Consider the following 17,162-nt stretch of genomic DNA (forward strand, 5'->3'; position numbering starts at 1 on the left):
CGAACTCCCACACTCAACAAACCTGCCAAAAAAGGACAGGCTTATTTTGGCAGGTTTTGCCCGCAAAGGGTAACGGGACCGAGGATGCCGCTCGGGGCAATGGGTTCGGTGAGGGCGAAGATGTCGGGAATCGCATGATCGAGCGTGTTGATGACGTCGACGGTGAGTTCGTGCGTGCCGGCAGCAAGCTGGTTGATGGCAAAGCGATAGGGCGGACAGATGCGTGTGCCGAGTGGGTGTCCATCGAGCGTAAGTGTCGCGACTTCGTAGACATCTCCCAGGTCGATTGTGGCATCGGCAAGGTCGTTCGCGAGCTCGAATAACGTGCGGTAGCGGAACGTCCCGCATGCATCGGGGAATCGCTCGGCGGTGAGATCGCACAAGTGCTCGAGTTCCTGCGGGGCGCCAAAGGTTCCGCCGCCGGCAGGGGAGAGGGCGACGGTCCAAGGGCCGTTGATGTCGAGGGCGAGCGCATCGCTCGAGCCCATGTCCGCGCCGTCCCTGGACTCAAGCTCGCCTTCCGTCTCCAAAGCAACGAGGCAGCTCTCGAAGGGTGCGAGCTCAAGCGTTCCGTCAAACGCAACGGGATCGGTGCCATTCAACAGGTCGAGGCGCGTGCCGCAAAGTCGCTCGCCCTGCGCGAGTTTAACTGTGCAGTCGATGCGCTCGTGCGGGTGCTCGTTGACCAGCATGACGTAGGTCTCGCCAGCGTGCTCGTAGCGAAGCGCGCGCAGCCAGGGCTGGGGCGTGTCGGTGGCAACCGTCTGCAGCCCAACGCTCGCCAGCACGCCCGCCATATCGGCAAGCGGAGTCGCTGCAAGTTCACCCAGTTCAACCACGCCATCCGCGTCGTAAAACGCACCAGGCACTTCATCGACGGCGAGAACCATGACGCCCGCCGCCATCATGCACCTTACGGCCTGCGCCGTCGCCGAGCCAATAAATGAAGCTCCTGGCATAACAAATGCCTGGTAGCGGCAGCCGTTAACGGCCAATATCCCGTCGACAATCGAAATCTCGTAACGGTCCTCATCTTCAAAAGCCTCGGCGGGCACAAAATCAAAGTCGATCTGCGCACGCGTGAGCTCGGCTGCCGCGCGCTCGATGGGCATGGCATCGCCCGCCCACTCGGCATCGGCGTGGTACAGGATGGCGACGGGACGCGCGGCGCTGCCTCCCGAAAGCAGCGTGGCAGTGCGGTTCATATAGCTCATGAGCTGGCCAAAGTGCGGCCATTGCGGATTGTTGCCGTGCGCGTAAAAGTGCGGCGGGCAGTCCCAATCGGGGAAGGGCGCCATGCTAAACGCGTGCGGCGTAAACCAGTTAATACCGCGGACGAGCATGTGGTCGGCGATCCATTTCATCTCGCGCAGGCCCTCGTGCCAACCGAAGGCGCCGAAGACCTCGGCCATGCAGCGCCCCTGCTTTTTTGGGTCGAGGCGCGCGGCCGAAGAGCCCAGCTTGGCAAGCGCGTAGGTAAAGAACTCCATGTTCCACGCGCCGCGGAAGTAGCTGTAGCGCCCGTGGTCGATGCCGGGGGCGAGCTGGTTGATGACAACGTCGATGCCCGCCATATCCTGCCCGGCGACCGCGCGGAAGTAGTGTCCGGCGCCCTGGCCCAGGCGCGTGTGGCAACTCTTGTCCTCAATCACATGTCCGATATGCATGACGCCGTGCTCGCGACACCAGTCGCCAATCTGCTCGTCAAAGCATGCACGGTAGAGTTGCGTGGCAATGTCCATGTAGGTGTGACGGACTCGGGCGCCATCTGCCTCGCGTGTCCAAAGGCCGTGTAGCTTGGTGAGCCAGCTCGCGCCCAACGCCTCGTGCAAACGGCGGGCAAGCTCGTCCGACCACGGCAGCGCCAGGTCGCCTCTTCCGATAAAGCTGCTGGTAGAGGCGTCATCGAGGGTGGTTCCCTTTTCGTTCATAAAGCCGGGCTCATCGGTAAAGAAGCCCAGGATGGTGCGGCCGAATTCGTCGCCCAGATGCTCAAACGTGAGCTCGTAGACGGCGTCGATCAGCACACGGCACGAATCGGCGTCGACCATGTTGATGTACTCATCGCGAAAGCTGGTTTTTTGGCTGGTGACGTAGAGCTCGACGGTGGCGATGCCGTCGGGCGCGTCAAAACGCAGGCGGGCGGGGGTGCCGTCGGCCTGCTCAACGGAGAGCTCAAGGTCGAGCGGTGCGCCGGCGGCGTCGAAAGTCGCCGCGCCCACAAAGCGCTCCGTGGGATCCATAAGATTGCCGAGCTTAATGACCGTGGACGGCTGGGGACCAACGACCGTAACCGTGCGATGTTTGAGCACGGTCTTCCTAAGCGCGGGGTCGACGTTCTCGCCCGCAAGCGCGCCGTTGGCGTAGCCCGTGGGGAAATGGGCGTCGTCGAGCAGCCAGATCTTCAACCCCAAGCGCTTGCACTCGCCGATGATAAAACGCAGGTCAGCCCACCAGCCGTCGCGACAAAACTCGGGGTGCGTGCGTGATTCGAGGCAGACCTCGCGGATGTCCGCACCGGCAATCTGCTCCAAGTATTCGGTAATCGTCTCGCGCGCCTCGCCCTTGAGCCACAAGAACGGAAGCACATGGTTGTCGTATGCCGTCATATCCACTCCCCTAAAACCAACCTTTTAAATCGATTGAAGTCAGAGTACGCCGAGCGCGCCGTCCTGCTAATATCAAAACCACAGCAGAATATGACCGAATCAACGATTGTGATGCCATGGATCTTACGCATTTAGACAGCCTTCTGCTCGAGCTGACCGACAGCGAGCGTGCTTACCACGCGGGCGCCCGCTATGACTGGAATGATGCGTTCAGCTGGGGTCATCAGCAGGGTATCGGTGAAAAACATATCCATAAAATCGGTGACCCGACGCAAGCCTTGCACCAAGAAGGCATGCCCGAGGGTCTATCAATCGTGCGCAACTCGCGCTTCAACCCTGTACCGGAGCATGTGCACGATTATGTCGAAATCAGCTATGTCTATCGCGGGCACGCGCCGCAGGTCGTCAACGGCGAACAGCTTACGCTTGCTCAAAACGAGGTGCTCTTGCTCGACGCAGCCTGTCCACATGCCGTGGGCGAGCTCGGCGAGCATGACATTATGCTGAGCATCGTCATCTCGCGGCCGATGTTGCACCGCAGCCTAGAGCAGAGCCTGTCGCCGTCAAGCACCGTCTCGCAGTTCCTCATTAATGCCCTCAATGACGAAACCGACCACCGCGGTCATGTGCATTTCCGCACGGTCAACAGCCGCCGCGTGCGCCGATATATGCAGGAGATGCTGTGTGAGCTTCTGGAGCCGACGGCGGCGAGTCCCCAGATCGTGTCGAGGCTGTTTGAGTTGCTGCTGGTCGAACTTATGCAAAGCTATGAGACATCGCTGCTGCAGGCGGACATGCCCAGGCTGCCTTCGGCGCAGGTCGCGGCCGCCGTGGGATACATCGAGCGCCATGCCTGCGATTGTACGCTCGAGGACGTAGCTCGCCACCTCCATCTGAGTCCCAACTACGCAAGCGCGCTGCTCAAACGGCAGTCGGGGCGCACGTTTATGCAGCTCGTGCAGGAGAGTCGCCTGACACGCGCGGCAACACTGCTCGACGCCGGCTCCACTGCGGAAGCCGCGGCGCGCGAGGCCGGCTACGCCAACATGAGCTTCTTCTACAAAAAGTTTGCCGAGCGCTATGGCTGCACGCCGGCAGCGTATCGCCAGCGTTTGCCCAGATAAAACCGACCAAAATAAACCTGTCCCTTTTTGGCAGGTATCAGGAAGTGTCAGGGGCGGGGTGGCGGCGGGGTGCCGCTGCGAAAAGAAGTGTCGGGTTTGGCACCCCTGCCCCTGCCTGTCGCGTGCGTGGGTAATACTCGGCTTATCGACCCGCGATGTAAAGGAGATGCTCATGGCAAACATCAAGTTCCCCGAGGGTTTCTATTGGGGCGGCGCCACGGCCGCCAATCAGTTTGAGGGCGCTTGGAACGTTGACGGCCGCGGTCCGTCGGTCGACGACCACTTCTTGGGCGGCAGCTACAAGGAGCCGCGCCAGATTACGATCGACATCGACCCCAACCGCTTCTACCCCAATCATGACGGTATCGACTTTTACCATCACTACGAGGAGGACATCGCGCTGTTCGCCGAGATGGGCTTCAACATGTTCCGCATGTCCATCTCTTGGAGCCGCATCTTCCCCAACGGCGACGACGCCGAGCCCAACGAGGCCGGCCTCGCCTTTTACGACCGCGTCTTCGACTGCCTGCGCGCTCACAATATCGAGCCGCTCGTGACCCTGTCGCACTACGAGATGCCCTATCACCTGGTCGAGAAATACAACGGCTGGGCGAGCCGCGAGCTCATCGGCTTCTTTGAGAAGTACTGCCAGACCGTCTTCGACCGCTATCAGGACAAGGTCAAGTTCTGGCTCACTTTCAACGAGATCAACTGCGGCACCCAGGACATGGGCAACCTCTTTGGGACCAGCATGATCCAGGGCTTTGAGGGCCCGGCTTCGGCGGTCCACACCACGCCGCAGGCCCGTATGCAGGCCCTGCATCACCAGTTTGTCGCCAGCGGCCGCGTCGTGCGCTATGCCCACGAGCACTATCCGCAGTTTAAGATGGGCAACATGGACTGCTTCATCCTCTCCTATGCTGCCACGTGCGATCCGGCCGACGTGTTCGCCACGCAGCAGGAGATGAATACCATGAACTGGTACTGCTCCGACGTGCAGGTGCGCGGCAAGTATCCGTTCTATGCCAAGCGCTTCTGGGCCGAGAACGATGTCGAGCTTGTGATGGAGGACGGTGACCTGCAGGATATCGCCGACGGCGAGGTCGATTTCTACACCTTTAGCTACTACATGTCCGGCACCGTGGGCACCCACAAGGATCACGAGATGACCGAGGGCAACATGACCTTTGGCGGCAAGAATCCCTATCTGGAGTCCACCGACTGGGGCTGGCAGATCGATCCGCTGGGTCTGCGCATCGCCCTCAACGAGATTTACGCCCGCTACGAGATTCCGCTGATGGTGGTCGAGAACGGCATGGGCGCCTACGATGAGGTCGAGGAGGACGGCTCCATCCACGACCCGTATCGTATCGCCTACTTGCAGAGCCACGTCAAGGCCATGGGCGAGGCCATTGCCGACGGCGTCGACCTGATCGCCTACACCTGGTGGGGCCCCATCGACCTGGTTTCCGCCGGTACCGGCGAGATGCGCAAGCGCTACGGCTTCATTCACGTCGATAAGTACGACGACGGCACCGGTACCTACGAGCGCCGCCGCAAGGACAGCTTCTACGCCTACCAGAAGATCATCAAGTCCAACGGTGCCGAGGGCCTGGATTAATCGACAATATGAGTGCCACCGGGGAAAAGCGTTGGGATGGGCTCGCGATTCGAGTCCCCACCTTAGCATTTGAACCATTTGGCACTATAATTACCGTAGGCATGCGCATAACGTTGCGCTTAATCAAGAGGAGAAAACGTATGGGTCTGTTTGATATGTTCAAGAAGAAGGCTGAGCCCGCGGCTGCCGCTGCTCCGGCCTCCATCTCTGCTTCTGCCGGCGCCGACGTGCTGTGCTCGCCCGTCAAGGGCAAGGTCATCAAGATGGCCGACGTGCCCGATCCCGTCTTTGGTGGCGAGGTTCTGGGCAAGGGCTGCGCCGTGTGGCCCGAGGACGACCTGGTCTACGCCCCCTGCGACGGCAAGGTGACCGTCACCATGGGTCATGCCGTGGGTCTGCAGTCCGATAGCGGCATCGAGGTTCTGGTGCACGTTGGCGTCGATACCGTCAACATGAACGGCGACGGCTTCGAGGGCTTCGTCAAGGCCGACGACGTCGTGAAGGCCGGTCAGCCCATGCTCAAGATCGACCGCGCCAAGATCGCTGCCGCCGGTTACAAGGACTGCGTCGTCGTAGCCGTGTCCAACACCGCCGAGTTTGCCGATGTCGAACTCGCCGTCGAGGCCGACTCCGCTGTCGCCGCCGGTGACGCCATCGTTAAGGTCGTCCGCAAGTAAACTGCGACATCCAAAGGATGTGCAAGGGTGGTCGGGTTTTCCGGCCACCTTTTTTATTGCACCGCGGGGAAGCGTTTTATTGCACGTTGGGCGGGCTTGCAAACCGTTCGGACGCTAAAACGAACCGACCGCGCCTTCGCGTTGCCGAGGGTGTTAATAAGTGGATAGTATGGGCTTACTTATTACAACGTGCGCCGCGTCTGGGAAGCGCGGTGCCGCTCATTGGGAGGAACAACATGAAAAAGAAGCTGCTGCTTGCGCCCCTCATGGCCGTTTTGGTTGCATGCGTGGTCGTGCTTTCCGGTTGTGGAGGCCCTTCGATCGAGGAACTCATCACCGAGGATCTTACGACTCAGTTTGACGAGGTCAAGAACGGTGGCGACGAGTTCCTTTCTGGTCTGGAGGAGGCTTCGGGCGACGAGTTCGAGCAGCTGGGTATCGATCCCAAGGAGTATGCCAAGACCTATCTCGAAGGCTTTGACTACGAGATCGGCGACGTGACGGTCGACGAGGACAAGGGTGTCGCGACCGCCGAGGTCTCCATCACCTGCAAGTCCATGAACAAGATCGTCGAGGACTTCTCCACCCAGTATCAGGAGAAGGTCGCCGCGCTTGATACGGTTCCCTCCGATGACGAGCTGTACAAGATGGCCGGTCAGGTTATGGTCGATGTGACCAAGGCCACCGAGCCCAGGAAGACCACGGTTATCTTCAAGTACACCTGCAACGACGACGGCGAGTGGTCTGCCGACGACTCCGTCAACTCCGAGATGATGGATGCAATGCTGAGCTAGTTCGTTGCGGCGTTTTACCAAACGCCGCAACTGCTCGACGCTGCAAGCCCGCCAGGGCGGCAATCTGCCTTTCAACTTCGGCGGCATGACCAGAAGGTCAATGCCGCCTCGTTTCAAGGCACCTTGCTCGCTCTGGCGGGCTTTCGCTGTCGTTGCCAAAACAACGGCGTTTCCTTGGCTGGCTTAGGTGGCACTTGTACCTGTGGCGTTGCCATCGCTGCCGAAGATGGCAGTTGGGGACGCTCCTTTTCTGCCGGCAGTTGGGGACACTTCTTTGGTGCAGGGGGCAGCTATAAGAGTCCCGTCCCACATTGGCTACCCGTGGGAGGGATGAGCGGTTACTCGCCCAGAATCAGCGCCGCGAGCTCTGCCTGGGTGTCCACTACGTAGTCGGCGCCGGCGGCTTCCAGCTCTGCACGGCCGCGGAAGCCCCAGCTGACGCCCGCACTCTTAAGGCCAGCGTTGTGGCCGGTCAAAACATCGACATTGGAATCGCCCACATAGAGTGTGGTTGCCGGGTCGGCGCCTAGCTCTTTCATCACATGCAGCGTAACAGGCGCCTCGGGCTTGGGAGGAAACGCATCGACGCGGCCCTGCACCAGCGCAAAGCGCTCGGAACCAAAGTATTTCTCGATAAGCGGAACCGCCGAGACGTGGTCCTTGTTGGTGAGCACGGCAAGCTGCACGCCCGCGGCGCGCAGGCGGTCGAGCATCTCGATAGTACCGGCATAGGGGGCAGTGTGGTCCTCCTTGTGCTCGCCGTAATAGGCCCTAAACTCGGCAAGCGTCTGCTCAAACATACGGCCGTCGCCTGCATACTCGGCGGGCATAAAGCGCTCGACCAGCTTGAGCATGCCGTTTCCCACCTTGTAGCGGTACTCGTCTACGGCAAACGTGGGCCAGCCGTGCATCTCGCAGGTATGGTTGCCGGCGGCCGCCAGGTCCTCGAGCGTGTTGAGAATGGTGCCGTCCAGGTCAAAGATCACATGGGAAAAAGCTGCTGCCATGGGTGCTCCTGCCGCTTGAGTTGTAAAACGCACCCCATGATACTGGGCATGCGTGCCGGGCATGTTTGGAATCTGAATATCTTTAATAGCCCTGAGCCTTTGTCGTTAGCAAATCCTCGGCAGCTGCTCTCCCACGAGCATGTCGAGGATGCGGGTCGAGCCCCAGCCGGTGCGTACGCGCACGGCGGGACGGGCGCCCTCGGCAAGCGGCAGCACGCGGCCGATAATGGCAGCGTTTTCGCCGTAGCAAGCGGCGCGCATGGCGGCCAGCGCGGCATCGGCCTGCTCAGCCGGCACCACGGCAACCATCTTGCCCTCGTTTGCCACCTGCAGCACATCGTAGCCGAGCATCTCGCAGGCTGCCTGCACGTCGGGGCGCACGGGCACGGCATCCTCGTCGACCTCCATGGCAACGCCGCTGGCCTGGGCAAACTCGTTGAGCGTGGATGCCAGGCCGCCGCGCGTGGGGTCGCGGAAGCAGCGGGTGCCGGGGGCAGCGGCGAGCACGTCGGCAATCAGATGGTTGAGCGGTGCGGCGTCGCTTTCGATGGCGCTCGAAAACGCCAGGCCCTCGCGTTGGCTCATGATGGCGATGCCGTGGTCGCCTAGCGTACCCGATACCAGGATGGCGTCGCCGGGCCGGCAGTTGGCACCGCTGAGCGTCACGCCTGCAGGCACCTCGCCCACGCCGGCGGTATTGATATAGACGCCGTCGGCACCGCCACGCTCGACCACCTTGGTGTCGCCGGTGATAATCTTCACGCCTGCCTCATGTGCCGTCTCGGCCATGGTCTGCACGATTTGACGCAGCTTGTCCATGGGGTAGCCCTCTTCGAGGATAAAGCCGCATGAGAGGTAGCGCACGTTGGCGCCCGAGGTCGCGACGTCGTTAACGGTTCCGCACACGGCGAGTCGGCCGATATTGCCGCCGGGGAAGAACTGCGGCGAGACTACAAAGCTGTCGGTCGACATGGCGATGCGCCCGCTCGCGGGCAGCGCAGCGACGCCGGCATCGTTGCCCTCGAGCAGTTCGGGCGACCCAAAGGCATCCAAAAAGACCTCATCGATGATGCGTTTCATCATCTGGCCGCCAGAGCCGTGGCCCAACAGGACAGTGCTATCGGTGGCAGTACGGGACATATCGAAAACTCCAATCGAGGACGGAATTATATGGGTGAGGTGCAGCGTCGACCGGCCCGCCGTTCGTTAGAGCGGCGGAACCCATTAGCCTCGGTAGCGGAAATATGCTGCACAGCTGCCCTCGGAACTCACCATGCAGGGGCCGACGGGATGCTCGGGTGTACAAGCTTGGCCGAACAGAGGGCAGTCGCTCGGCGTAATGGCCCCGCGCAGCACGTCGCCGCAGCGGCACCCACGCGGCTCGACCGTCGTCTCAACGGGCACATCAAAGCGAGTGCGGGCATCAAAGCGCGAGAACTCGGGGCGGATGGAAAGGCCCGAGTTGGCAATCGGCCCCAGCCCGCGCCACGTGGTGTCGCATGGCTCAAACACCTGCTCGACCAGCTGGCGCGCCACGGGGTTGCCGTCTGCGTTGACGCCACGGCGGTAGGCGTTGTCGATTGCGGGCTGCCCCTCAACAACCATCTGGACCAGCATGCAGATGCCCTGCAGAATATCGACCGGCTCAAATCCGGTGACTACGCCTGGGGTATTGAACTCGTCGACCAAAAAGTCAAAGGGGGCTAAGCCCGTGATGGTGGCGACGTGGCCCGGCAGGATAAAGCCGTCGATAGTGGTCTCGGGATCGTTGGCGATGGCGCGCAGCGCCGGCGGCGTGGTCTTATGGGCACAGTAGACCGAGAAGTTCTGCAGCCCGCGCGCGTCTGCCTCCAGGATGGCGGCGGCGATGGTAGGCGTCGTGGTCTCAAAGCCGACGCCCATAAAGATGACCGGGCGATCGGGGTTGTGTTCGGCGATATCGAGTGCATCGAGCGGGGAGTACACAATGCGAATATCGCGCCCCGTCGCCTTTTGCGCGGCGAGCGAGGTAGACGACCCGGGCACGCGCATCATGTCGCCAAAGGTGGTGATGATGGCGCCGTCCATCTTGGCGAGCGCGATTGCATGGTCGATATCGCGGTTGGCGGTAACACAGACGGGGCAACCCGGACCGCTCAGCAGTTTGAGCCCGGCAGGCATAATGGAGCGAAAGCCATAGCGACCGATGCTCACGGTGTGCGTGCCGCAGACTTCCATAAGGTTGATGGCGCGGTCACCGACGAGTTCACGGATGCGCTCGATGAGCTCGCGAGCCAGCTTGGGATCGCGGAATGCCGAAAAGCCGATACCGGAGCGAGCCGGCTGTCCGGCCGCCACTAGTAAGCCTCCGCCGGGTTGGTGGCCAGCTGGTCCTCTTTGGCCAGCTCGGTCATGGTGTTGACCAGGTCGAGCGTCTCCTGCGCCTCCTGCTCGTCGACAATCTGAATGCCAAAGCCGGCGTGCACGAGAATATAGTCGCCTACCTGTGCCGTCGGCACGAGGCGCAGCGAAACGGGGCGCTCGATGCCCATCATGTCGACGGTCGCCTTAAGGTCGTCGTCGCGTTTGACCACTTTACCGGGAACGGCAAGGCACATAATGTTCCCCTTTTATACGTTTTGCGCTGGATAGGCGCCTAATTACCCATCAGTTGATGGTAGCGCTCGCGGGAGTCACGAGCAAACGCGTTACACCTGTGAGACGGCGGCGCACAGACTGGCAAAACAGTCTATCGCGATGTTGTCTGCGCAAGACGAGCGTTTGCGACCGCCGCCTGACCGTAGGCGATGCAGCCGTCATTGACGGGTGCGGTGTGGGAGACAAGGACAGTAAGGCCTGTGCTTTTGAGCTCGCGGGTGAGGAACTGAAGCAGGAGTCGGTTCATGAACACGCCGCCCGAAAGCGCGACGGTGTCGATGCCTTCACGGACGCAGATCTCGCTTGCGATGCGGGCCGACGCGCGTGCGATGGTGACATGGAAGTCGAGCGCGAGCTTGCCGGCGGGCACGCCGGTCCTGATTCCCTCCAAAAGCGCCTCAAAAAGCGGTCTGGAGTTCAGAACATGGCAGTCGTCCGGACGGGATGATTCGGTTACGGAAAAGCTGGCCATATTGCCGGTGGGGCAGGCACTTTCACTACTGAGCGCGCGCCAGGCGGCGGCTTCGAATTCTATGGCGGGTTCGCCCTCGTAGGTTGCCTTGTCGCAGATGCCCAGAATTGCTGCCGCGGCATCAAAGAGACGCCCCATGCTGCTGGTACGCGGGCTGTTGATGCCGCGCTCGATCATGGTGGCTGTCACGCTGCGCGTTTGCTCGTCGAGGCTGTCCAAAAGCCGAGCGGCGCCTGGGTGCTCGAGTAGGCCGAGCTCACTGAGCAGGGCAAAGGCGTTGCGGCGGGCGTCGCGCACGGAGGCCGCCCCGCCGGGGAGCGCCCAGGTGCGCAAATGCGCGGCGCGCTCAAAGCCGCCAAGGCTGGCAACAAGAAACTCGCCGCCCCAAATGGTCCCATCGGTGCCGGCGCCGGTGCCGTCAAAGGCGATGCCAAGGACGCGCGCGTCGGTTGTAAGCTGGCCCGCGGCGATAGCCTCGGCCATTACGCTCGCGATATGCGCATGATGGTGCTGCACCTCGACGAGTGACAGATTGCATTTTCGCGCCTGCTCGCGCGCCCACTGGCTCGATAGATAGCTGGGATGTACATCGCAGGCCAAGGCGGCGGGCGCCAAGTCAAAGAGATCTTCCAAGCGCGTGCGCGCGGCGTTCCAGGCATCGAAGGTCCCGCCGTTTTCAACATCGCCGATATGCTGCGACACAAAACAGGTTGCCTCGCCGTTCGTCCCTTCACGCGTGAGCGCAATCGTGGCCTTTTGTTGTGGCCCGCAGGCGAGCACACAGGACGGAGCGCCGTCGAGCGCCGGCAACGGCAGCGGCTGGGGTGCATATCCGCGAGCGCGGCGAACGGGCATAACGGCGCCGTCGACCACGCGTACCACAGAGTCGTCGTAGCGCGACAGAATTGCGCGGTCGTTACCGAGCAACGCGTCGGCGATGCCGGCGGCAACGAGGTGTTCCCAGGCAAGGTCGTCGTCGGTCTCGATGGGTTCTTCGCTCAGGTTTCCGCTGGTCATGACGAGCGCGTGCATACCGCGGGCTTCTGCCTCGGCAAGCAACAGATGCTGAAGCGGGGTGTAGGGGAGCATAACACCGAGTTCGGGAAGGTCGTGCGCGACGGACGGCGCGAGCGCGAGGGCGTCGGGGGAGCCGCCGCTCTCGCAAACAGCACGTCGGCGCAGCAGCACAATGGGGCGAATGCTGCCGGCCAGCAAGCCGCGTTCAACGTCGTTGACATGGCACAGGCGTTCAACGTCGGCAAGGTCGCGTACCATAACGGCAAGCGGTTTGTTGCTGCGGCGTTTGCGGCGGCGAAGCTCGGCTACCGCCTGCTCGTTGGAGGCGTCGCATGCCAAGTGAAATCCGCCCAGGCCCTTGATGGCGACGATGCCACCAACGGCCAGCAGCTCAACGCAGCGGTCGATAATGGCGTCGCTGGTCTCGCGCGTGGTGCCGACGGCCAGCGGCGCGGCGGCTTCGCCCGGCTCATCGCCCACGCTCGCTTCGCGCCACGTAATGTGCGGCCCGCAATTAAAGCAGGCATCGGGCTGCGCGTGAAAGCGACGGTCGAGCGGATTGGCATACTCCGCGGCACACTCAGGGCACATGGGAAAACGGTCCATCGAGGTAGCCGCTCGGTCATAAGGCAGCGATCGGATGATGGTAAAGCGTGGGCCGCAGTTAGTGCAGTTGATAAAGGGGTAATGATAGCGTCGGTCGGCGGGATCGAACAGCTCGCGCAGGCAATCGTCGCAGGTGGCGATATCGGGCGAGACGAGCGTCGTGTGCGCGGTCTGGTTCTGCGATGCTACGATGCGAAAACCCTCTTCATTGGCGGCATCCCAACCGTTGGCTGCCAGGTCCACAACCTCGACATGCTCTACGCGGGCTGCCGCGGGCGCATGCTCAGAAAGCGCGGCAACAAAAGCATCGAGCGCACCGGCCAGAGCATGCGCTTCGATATGCACGCCGTCGCCCGCGTTGAGCACCCATCCGCAAATGCCATGCGCCATGGCCTCGCGATACACAAACGGCCGCATGCCAACGCCCTGCACAATGCCCGTTACATGAATATGCACATGCCGCATGCGACACCCCTCATCAAAACCGACCAAATAGGGACAGGTGCGCTACAGCCCCAGGCTCTGCTTGGTGGCGGCGCACGTGAGCTCGCCGTGCTTAACGCCGCGCAGGCCCAGCAGACGGTCGGCTAGTTCGTAGACGCGCTCGCCGCGACCCTTGAGCGCCAGAATCTCCAAGCAGTTGTGGTGATCCAGATGCACGTGCATGGTCGATACGATCTCGTCGGTGTAGTCGTGCTGCACTTCGTCCAGACGGCGCGTCAGGTCGCCGGTATGGTGGTCGTAGATCATGGTGAGCGACCCGATAACATGCTCATCGGGCGTGCGCATCTGCTCCTTGGCGATCGAGGCGCGAATCAGGTCGCGCACGGCCTCGGAGCGGTTGGCCACGTCGCCGCGGCGCGCGATCTGTTCGTCAAAACGGCGCAGCAGGTCGTCCGGTGCGGTAACCGAAAAGCGGACCAGCTCGGAGCCGGAACCACTACAGTGGCAGCCCGCGTCACCGTCCGCCCCGTGCGGATGCTCGTGCTCGTACCCGCAGCCGTGCTCGTGTTCGACCACGTTACACCAGCTTCACGGAGCCGACGGAGTTGTGGTCGGCCTCGATGACCTCTTCGTAGCCCTCGAGTGCGTCGTGGGCCTCGTGCAGCGCGGCCATGGTTGCCTCGAGCTTGGCGCCGATGCGCTCCATGTCAAAATTCTCGGTCGCATGCAGCAGCTGATGGCTCCACTCGTGAGCGAGCTCGATGGTGTCGTCGACCTGCTTGACGCTCATGGCAAGCTGGCTCATGTTCATTCCAACGTCATGCATGGGAAATCTCCTTTTGTATGGGGCAGTTCAGTGGTTCAGATTTTACTACGCCCACTCTGTGCGCAGCTGCATAAGAAAACGGGTGCGAGTCTGTGCGACTCGCACCCGTTCACTGGGGGCTGTTTGTAGCTACCATACTATCCGTGGTCGCACGCGCCGCACCCGGCAGTCCGGCGAGCGGTGCAAAACCGCTCATGGACGGCGGGTAAGTAACAAGCGTATTACAGATGCTTCTCCAACAGCGCCTGCAGCCTCGCCTTGGGCAGCGCGCCGACCGAGCGGTCAATCTCCTCGCCGTTCTTAAACACAATCAGCGTGGGGATGCTCATGACGCCATACTTCATGGCCAGGTCCTGGTTGTCGTCGACGTTGCATTTGGCAACGGCAAGCTTGCCCGCCAGCTCATCGGCAACCTCGTCAACGATGGGCGAGAGGGATCGACAGGGCCCGCACCACGGTGCCCAAAAATCGACCAGCACGGGCAGGCTGTCGTTAACGATGGAATCGAAGTTCTCGGGGGTAATCTGATTAATGTCAGCCATGGTGACCTCCATAATGCGACGCGGCTCGGCCGCGTAAAACTCAGTACGACCGTGCTTATACCCAGCCGCCCGCAAAGCAACCACTCGCGGGCGGCTCTTTTATATAATGGTGGGCACGCAAACGATTGGAGAGCGCATGTCCACGTCACAAAGCCAGAAAAAAGAAGCCATCGCCCAGGCGGCCGAGCAGGAGCTCACATCGCTTGCGGTCCGTGGCGTGCGCATCGTGGGCAACGCGTGCTCGCCGATCGTGCTGGTCAAAGGCGATTTGGACGAGGCCGAGCGTTCGGGCGGCGAGCTTGCCGCCGGCCCGGATGGCGCGGCGTTGCGCAAGGCGCTTGGGGCCATCGGCTACGCGCCCGAGGATTTTTGCGTGCTGGCAAGCGTCGCCGGCACAGGTGACGGAGCGGTCACGGTGGGCGAGACTCTGCCGTGCGAACTGTTCCGCGAGGCGCTTGAGGCCTTGGACCCCGAGGCGGTGCTACTGCTCGACAACAACGCGGCTGACGCCATGCGCGAGACCTACGCCGATATGCTCGTGGCGATCGATGACTTCGACACCGCCATGCTCAAGCCCGGCCTGGTCGCCCATGTGCAGGGCCGCCGCGTGCTCGCACTCGACGGCTTTGAGGCGGCACTCACCGACAAGGCCGCTAAGCAGCGCATGTGGGCCTACATCAAGCAGCTGACTCCGGCGGCCGCGCCGCTGTAGCGAGCCCGCGTCGACAAACGACCCCGAGCGGGCGAGCCGTACCCGCGGAACGCAAATCCGTCGCGCCCGCGCCCTTACATCACAGCGCGCAGCTCAAATCGATCGCCGTTAATGCGGAACTGGCAGTTGCCGTTCATGCGCTCCACGGCAAGTTTGATGCTCTTGGTGCCAAAGCCGTGGCCTGCATGCTGGGTCACGGGCATGCCGTCGACCATGCGCGGCGCGCGGTCAAACGTGTTGGAGACTAACAGCAACAGCTGGCCGTCCTCAAGTCGCAGGTCAAGGTCGACGAATCGCTTTCCTTGGGGTGCGGCGCTTGCGGCGGTGATAGCGTTTTCCAAGGCATTTGAGAGCACGCTAAACAGGTCGGCGTCACCTACGTGGATGGTTTCGGGTACGGCGGCGCGCAGGTTGGCGGTAATGTCGTTTCTATTGATATCCGAGTTAAATGACGAAAGCGCGATGTTTACGGTCTCGTTGGCGCAGAAGCGGCGTACGGCGGTGCGGTCGCCGGCTTCGCAGAGTTCGTCGATGCGTTTGAGCGCCTCGTCGGTGTGGCCCTCCTCAATTAAAGCGGCCAGGCCGCGTAGGAAGTGGCGCATATCGTGGCGAAGAACCGACAGCTCGCGTCCAGATTGACGCCAAGCCTCGAGCTCTTTGATGGCGGCGCTGTCGCGGGTTTCGAGCATCCAACGCTCTCGCTCGGCGGTTTCCTTTTCTTCGTATTCGCGCAGGTAAACGGCAAGAAACATAAGATAGAAGGCACAGAGCGCAAATGCCAAAAACTCAACCGTCACCACCGAGCCCGAGTGGAACAGCGTGGTGTAGACGTTGGTGGCGTAGTCAAAGATGTAATAGACGAGCGGCAGGATTAAAAGGATGCCCAGCTCGGTGGGGCTTTTAATCGCCAGGCGGGGTCCAATGTCGCCGGCCCAATGCAGCAGGACGGCAAAGACGCCGAGCGTGGTAGCGATGCGTGCCAGATAGTACGCGATCTGAGAATCGGTTGCGGCAAATGCGGCGATGCCCATCCAATTGCTGAACTGGCAGCTCAGATAGGCGCTGGTGACGCCCAACGTCGCGAGCAGCGGACTCAAGTGGTAGCGCGCGCATAGGTAGACGGTAAGCGGCAAGTGCACGACGAGCGGATAGACCTGACGGGCAAAAAGCTCTCCGCCAACGACATTGGCGATCGAAAAGGCAGCGCCGGTTGCGGCTCCGACCCCCACCAACTCGAGCGCATGGCGTCGATTGATTTCGATACCGCACAACGCCGCCGAAGCAAAGACGCCAAAGAGTAGCGTTGTGGCGTGGTGGATTGCCCAAAGGACCATTTCGACCGAGGAGACCATCAGTGTCTCCCACCCTCAAAGCGCACTGCAAAGTAGGCGTCTTGGAACCCCTGCTTGCTGCTGCGCGACAGCGGAATGCACACGCCGGAGCGCATGACGATGTCCGTGCGATTGAAGTGGTCGATGTTGCGCAAGTTGACCTGGTAGCTACGGTGGCATTTAAAGAAGGTGGCATTTTGCGCCAAACGGTCCTCGACGCTGCGGAACGACTCGAGTGCCTCGATATCGCGTCCGTCGCGCAGGTGGAAGACCACGTGCTTGTTGCGCGCCTCGGCATATTCGATGTCGGACAGGCGCAGGGCGTGGTAGCCAAAGGACGTTTTGATCACGAGCTCGTCGGTTGCCGCCGGGCGCATGCTCGAAAGCTCGTCGAGTAACTGCGTCAGGCGCTCGTAAGTCACGGGCTTGAGCAGATAGTCGAAGGCGCGGACCTCGTAGGACTCCAGTGCAAACTCGGGCGACGAGGTAAGGAACACCAGACGCACGGCGGTATCGGCCTGGCGCAATTCGCGCGCGGTGTCCATGCCGTTGACGAGCGGCATGATCATGTCGAGCAGGATGATGTCGGCGCGCGATGCGGCATGGCGAGCCAGCAGGTCCTCGCCGCGCGTGACGAGCGCAACATCGACCGCCGTGCCCGTCTCAGTCGACCAACGGTCGATCATCCGGTGCAGTCTATCTAGAAAAGCGACATCATCGTCGCAGGCAATAATCTTGAGCAT

The 17,162-nt window shown here is 61.7% G+C and carries 16 protein-coding genes; 5 read left to right on the forward strand and 11 right to left on the reverse strand.

Features of this window, described 5'->3' with window-relative positions:
• Nucleotides 1–41: 41 nt before the first annotated feature.
• Nucleotides 42–2,609, reverse strand: coding sequence for a glycosyl hydrolase (locus CSV91_RS08370; protein WP_099432512.1), 2,568 nt, complete (start codon nt 2,607–2,609; stop codon nt 42–44).
• 116 nt (nt 2,610–2,725) lie between these two features.
• On the opposite strand from CSV91_RS08370, the gene CSV91_RS08375 reads away from it, so the two are divergent.
• The 4 genes from CSV91_RS08375 (at nt 2,726) to CSV91_RS08390 (ending at nt 6,825) form a co-directional block, all read left to right on the forward strand.
• A complete protein-coding gene (locus CSV91_RS08375) occupies nt 2,726–3,733 on the forward strand; it encodes an AraC family transcriptional regulator (protein WP_099432513.1) in 1,008 nt (335 codons plus the stop codon).
• A gap of 172 nt (nt 3,734–3,905) precedes the next feature.
• Nucleotides 3,906–5,354, forward strand: a complete 1,449-nt coding sequence (locus tag CSV91_RS08380) for a glycoside hydrolase family 1 protein (RefSeq protein ID WP_099432514.1) — start codon at nt 3,906–3,908, stop codon at nt 5,352–5,354.
• 140 nt (nt 5,355–5,494) lie between these two features.
• Nucleotides 5,495–6,031, forward strand: a complete 537-nt coding sequence (locus CSV91_RS08385) for a PTS sugar transporter subunit IIA (RefSeq protein WP_055310775.1) — start codon at nt 5,495–5,497, stop codon at nt 6,029–6,031.
• 236 nt (nt 6,032–6,267) lie between these two features.
• Entirely contained in the window at nt 6,268–6,825 is a 558-nt protein-coding gene (locus CSV91_RS08390; RefSeq protein WP_099432515.1) for a hypothetical protein, read from the forward strand.
• A gap of 338 nt (nt 6,826–7,163) precedes the next feature.
• Here CSV91_RS08390 and CSV91_RS08395 read toward each other — a convergent pair whose 3' ends face one another.
• From CSV91_RS08395 to trxA, 8 genes are all read right to left on the reverse strand, one after another.
• Nucleotides 7,164–7,832 carry an HAD family hydrolase gene (locus CSV91_RS08395; RefSeq protein ID WP_099432516.1) on the reverse strand — a complete coding sequence of 223 codons (669 nt, stop codon included), beginning with the start codon at nt 7,830–7,832 and terminating at the stop codon, nt 7,164–7,166.
• A 105-nt stretch (nt 7,833–7,937) separates the two neighbouring features.
• Complete coding sequence (gene hypE, locus CSV91_RS08400) at nt 7,938–8,972, reverse strand: hydrogenase expression/formation protein HypE (protein ID WP_099432517.1); 1,035 nt, start codon at nt 8,970–8,972, stop codon at nt 7,938–7,940.
• Nucleotides 8,973–9,056: 84 nt separating this feature from the next.
• Nucleotides 9,057–10,169 carry a hydrogenase formation protein HypD gene (gene hypD, locus CSV91_RS08405; protein ID WP_232049596.1) on the reverse strand — a complete coding sequence of 371 codons (1,113 nt, stop codon included), beginning with the start codon at nt 10,167–10,169 and terminating at the stop codon, nt 9,057–9,059.
• The gene (locus CSV91_RS08410; RefSeq protein WP_099432518.1) at nt 10,169–10,429 is read right to left on the reverse strand and encodes a HypC/HybG/HupF family hydrogenase formation chaperone; all 261 of its coding nucleotides are present in this window, start codon (nt 10,427–10,429) and stop codon (nt 10,169–10,171) included. Before CSV91_RS08410 ends, hypD begins: the two co-directional genes overlap by 1 nt.
• A gap of 131 nt (nt 10,430–10,560) precedes the next feature.
• Nucleotides 10,561–13,029, reverse strand: coding sequence for a carbamoyltransferase HypF (hypF, locus tag CSV91_RS08415; RefSeq protein ID WP_099432519.1), 2,469 nt, complete (start codon nt 13,027–13,029; stop codon nt 10,561–10,563).
• A gap of 42 nt (nt 13,030–13,071) precedes the next feature.
• Nucleotides 13,072–13,584 carry a nickel-responsive transcriptional regulator NikR gene (gene nikR / locus CSV91_RS08420; RefSeq protein ID WP_197736869.1) on the reverse strand — a complete coding sequence of 171 codons (513 nt, stop codon included), beginning with the start codon at nt 13,582–13,584 and terminating at the stop codon, nt 13,072–13,074.
• A gap of 1 nt (nt 13,585) precedes the next feature.
• Nucleotides 13,586–13,834: a hypothetical protein gene (locus tag CSV91_RS08425; RefSeq protein ID WP_099432520.1), complete on the reverse strand. Its 249-nt coding sequence runs from the start codon at nt 13,832–13,834 to the stop codon at nt 13,586–13,588.
• Between the two features lie 221 nt (nt 13,835–14,055).
• A complete protein-coding gene (trxA, locus tag CSV91_RS08430) occupies nt 14,056–14,376 on the reverse strand; it encodes a thioredoxin (protein ID WP_022093990.1) in 321 nt (106 codons plus the stop codon).
• 136 nt (nt 14,377–14,512) lie between these two features.
• Here trxA and CSV91_RS08435 point away from each other — a divergent pair, with 136 nt between their 5' ends.
• Complete coding sequence (locus CSV91_RS08435) at nt 14,513–15,088, forward strand: hypothetical protein (protein ID WP_099432836.1); 576 nt, start codon at nt 14,513–14,515, stop codon at nt 15,086–15,088.
• Nucleotides 15,089–15,162: 74 nt separating this feature from the next.
• Here the strand turns inward: CSV91_RS08435 and CSV91_RS08440 are convergent, their stop codons facing one another.
• Together CSV91_RS08440 and CSV91_RS08445 are read right to left on the reverse strand one after the other, a co-directional pair.
• The gene (locus CSV91_RS08440; RefSeq protein WP_099432521.1) at nt 15,163–16,440 is read right to left on the reverse strand and encodes a sensor histidine kinase; all 1,278 of its coding nucleotides are present in this window, start codon (nt 16,438–16,440) and stop codon (nt 15,163–15,165) included.
• The gene (locus CSV91_RS08445) at nt 16,440–17,162 is read right to left on the reverse strand and encodes a LytR/AlgR family response regulator transcription factor (RefSeq protein WP_099432522.1); all 723 of its coding nucleotides are present in this window, start codon (nt 17,160–17,162) and stop codon (nt 16,440–16,442) included. The genes CSV91_RS08440 and CSV91_RS08445 overlap by 1 nt, the downstream gene beginning before the upstream one ends.

This window comes from Collinsella aerofaciens (assembly GCF_002736145.1).
In the GTDB taxonomy this organism is placed as follows: Bacteria; Actinomycetota; Coriobacteriia; order Coriobacteriales; family Coriobacteriaceae; genus Collinsella; species Collinsella aerofaciens_A.

What these genes read in the sequence shown, in the direction of transcription:
- CSV91_RS08435 (WP_099432836.1), top strand. Translation starts at nt 14,513, where the DNA reads ATGTCCACGTCACAAAGCCAGAAAAAAGAAGCCATCGCCCAGGCGGCC.
- CSV91_RS08410 (WP_099432518.1), bottom strand. Translation starts at nt 10,429, where the DNA reads ATGTGCCTTGCCGTTCCCGGTAAAGTGGTCAAACGCGACGACGACCTT.
- CSV91_RS08440 (WP_099432521.1), bottom strand. Translation starts at nt 16,440, where the DNA reads ATGGTCTCCTCGGTCGAAATGGTCCTTTGGGCAATCCACCACGCCACA.
- CSV91_RS08390 (WP_099432515.1), top strand. Translation starts at nt 6,268, where the DNA reads ATGAAAAAGAAGCTGCTGCTTGCGCCCCTCATGGCCGTTTTGGTTGCA.
- CSV91_RS08370 (WP_099432512.1), bottom strand. Translation starts at nt 2,609, where the DNA reads ATGACGGCATACGACAACCATGTGCTTCCGTTCTTGTGGCTCAAGGGC.
- CSV91_RS08425 (WP_099432520.1), bottom strand. Translation starts at nt 13,834, where the DNA reads ATGCATGACGTTGGAATGAACATGAGCCAGCTTGCCATGAGCGTCAAG.
- CSV91_RS08380 (WP_099432514.1), top strand. Translation starts at nt 3,906, where the DNA reads ATGGCAAACATCAAGTTCCCCGAGGGTTTCTATTGGGGCGGCGCCACG.
- CSV91_RS08375 (WP_099432513.1), top strand. Translation starts at nt 2,726, where the DNA reads ATGGATCTTACGCATTTAGACAGCCTTCTGCTCGAGCTGACCGACAGC.
- trxA (WP_022093990.1), bottom strand. Translation starts at nt 14,376, where the DNA reads ATGGCTGACATTAATCAGATTACCCCCGAGAACTTCGATTCCATCGTT.
- CSV91_RS08395 (WP_099432516.1), bottom strand. Translation starts at nt 7,832, where the DNA reads ATGGCAGCAGCTTTTTCCCATGTGATCTTTGACCTGGACGGCACCATT.
- hypE (WP_099432517.1), bottom strand. Translation starts at nt 8,972, where the DNA reads ATGTCCCGTACTGCCACCGATAGCACTGTCCTGTTGGGCCACGGCTCT.
- hypF (WP_099432519.1), bottom strand. Translation starts at nt 13,029, where the DNA reads ATGCGGCATGTGCATATTCATGTAACGGGCATTGTGCAGGGCGTTGGC.
- CSV91_RS08445 (WP_099432522.1), bottom strand. Translation starts at nt 17,162, where the DNA reads ATGCTCAAGATTATTGCCTGCGACGATGATGTCGCTTTTCTAGATAGA.
- CSV91_RS08385 (WP_055310775.1), top strand. Translation starts at nt 5,495, where the DNA reads ATGGGTCTGTTTGATATGTTCAAGAAGAAGGCTGAGCCCGCGGCTGCC.